At 34.9% G+C, this 2,164-nt stretch carries 3 protein-coding genes; all 3 read left to right on the top strand.

The annotated features are described in order from the left end of the window. Positions 1-610 (top strand): DUF2345 domain-containing protein (locus ACT3RN_RS15240; RefSeq protein WP_444518790.1); only part of this gene is annotated, 610 nt, incomplete at its 5' end. Continuing rightward, positions 610-1,578 carry a hypothetical protein gene (locus ACT3RN_RS15235; RefSeq protein WP_192992635.1) on the top strand — a complete coding sequence of 323 codons (969 nt, stop codon included), beginning with the start codon at positions 610-612 and terminating at the stop codon, positions 1,576-1,578. The genes ACT3RN_RS15240 and ACT3RN_RS15235, both read left to right, overlap by 1 nt. A gap of 90 nt (positions 1,579-1,668) precedes the next feature. Then, positions 1,669-2,109, top strand: coding sequence for a hypothetical protein (locus ACT3RN_RS15230; protein WP_192520978.1), 441 nt, complete (start codon positions 1,669-1,671; stop codon positions 2,107-2,109). The last annotated feature ends 55 nt before the right edge of the window (positions 2,110-2,164 follow it).

Here is a 2,164-nt window from a genome sequence, read left to right as displayed (position 1 = left end):
GACGCTGATTCAGCGATCTATGGGTGAGATGGTAACGACCACTCAGCAAGATATGATGGTAAGTAGTGGTGATGGGCATCATCAGGTCAGTAGTGAGTCTTTGACAGTGGTTGCTGATGGTCAGTTCAGTATGACCAATGGTAAAGACAATATTATGCTGTCTGCGCATACAGGGAAGCTTGAGGCAACGGCGAAGCAAGATGTGAATATGTCATCCTCAACTAAAGAGGTTGAGGTGGTAGCAACGAATAAGATTACGCTGACGGCGGGCGGTGCGAGTATCACGCTAGATGGCGGTGATATTACGATTGCGGCAATGCAGTTTACGGAAAAGGCTGGTAAGCATAGTCGTGATGGCGGCGGGATGGATGGACAGGGGTTGGCGGGGTTGCCTAGTAAAGTAATAGAAACAGATAACAACTTAAGAATTGTATACGATGAAGGGTTCGTCGTTGTCGATGAAGATACTCAAGAACCCATACCGAACTGTCACTACAAAATTACGAAACCTGATGGAAGTATTGAAACAGGCATTACAAATCAGAAAGGCCAAACAAAAGTTATAGAAAGTTATACAATTGAAGATCTTAAGATAGAGGTGAAATTCTAATGGCTGATAATTGGGAGTTAATTGGAAAGTCATCGACTAGTCCAAAGAGTAATACTAATAGAGCGGTAGTAAGTACAAGAGTACCGAAAACGGAAAACATTGTATTTATTGGTTCCGAGTTCGAATACAATAACTTTTGGCTAAAAAACATGTTTATTGCAGCTGCCTATCCTTTCATCAAAGATAGAAGTAAATTTAGAGAATGTGATAAAGTGACTATTGCTTATGTCGATTACGGTTATACTCGTTTAGAAAAACTAGCTATCGAAGGTTTAAAGAATGAAATAAGCTTTACTAACGACATAACGTTTATCGCATTAAAAAATAAATCAAAAGTTATAGAAATATTAAATAAAGATAGAGAGACTTATAAGATAAAAGACTTAGCCTTTTTCTGTCATGGTTTAAACGGAAAAATTACTTTAAACTATGGTAGTAGGCCTAGTATCGAACTAGTCAATTCAGATATAAGCGCCATTAGTGATAATAGCTTTATTGATTCAGCTAGAGCTCGTTCATATGCTTGTAGAACAGGAATGTCAGACGCTCTAACACTTAGAACTCAAAGTTCATTTAGTAACGTTAATGAAGCAGATCCTGATAATAGTTTCGCTCAACTGTTCTCAAACAGACATAATATCGATTTTTACGCATTCCATAAACGTACATTATATAGTAATATTTTGAACCCTAAGAATGATGCTGAAAAAATATCTGAAGACCTTAGAAATAAAAGAGAAGTAAGTAATAGTGATGTCATTTCTATATTAGAAAATTATGAAGCACTAATACATTCAGAACTAGGTGAAAGCTATAAAAATATGTGGGGATGGGTTCCTAGGGGGGCAGTGTCAGAAGGAACAGTCGGTTATTCATTGTGGCGAAAAGGAGGTGGGTTAAAAATACCAGTTGCTGCCAGTACTCCTACAGGATTACCTGCATCAATGACCAAATTTACTCCAAAATAAAAAATGAAAAAAAATAACTTTAAACTTATATTACCTGTATTTGGATTGGCATTATTATTAATTCTTATATATTTCTACGTGGTGAAATCAATGAATGCATTCAACTATCAACAATTTGATAAGAAAGATTTTTTACTCATTCAAACAGAATTAAAAAAAGATTACAACCTCTATTTAAATAGTTTAAAAAAAGATAACAGCGTTCAAGTAACTTTTAACTTCTACAATATCCTACCACCACATGGGTCCACTTTAGAATTATACTCTCATAAAATATCTAACTACATATATATTGGCCCTTATCAATCTTCACTTTCATTTATTGTGAAAGATGATTTGTTCAAAAATAGTCTTGACTCTCTAACTATTTCATTAGTTGATTCAGAAAACAGAGCCTCCTATACTATAGAGCAAGAAAAGGTTTTCAATTTCTGGAAAAAAGAAAAAGAGGTTAATATCTGGTTTTTACCTTTTAGAAAAATTGATGAAGAAACTGGTACAACTATAGGTTATACAGTTTCTTTAGATTGATTAAATCCTAGTGTTCACACTGTAGTGGTCAACTAATTTGGTACAACACCAACTA

This window comes from Psychrobacter sp. AOP5-GZ1-6, assembly GCF_052376345.1.
In the GTDB taxonomy this organism is placed as follows: domain Bacteria; phylum Pseudomonadota; class Gammaproteobacteria; order Pseudomonadales; family Moraxellaceae; genus Psychrobacter.
This window is presented reverse-complemented; position numbering and strand designations above follow the sequence as displayed.

Coding starts and splice junctions, on each gene's coding strand:
- ACT3RN_RS15230 (WP_192520978.1), top strand. CDS start 1,669: ATGAATGCATTCAACTATCAACAATTTGATAAGAAAGATTTTTTACTC.
- ACT3RN_RS15235 (WP_192992635.1), top strand. CDS start 610: ATGGCTGATAATTGGGAGTTAATTGGAAAGTCATCGACTAGTCCAAAG.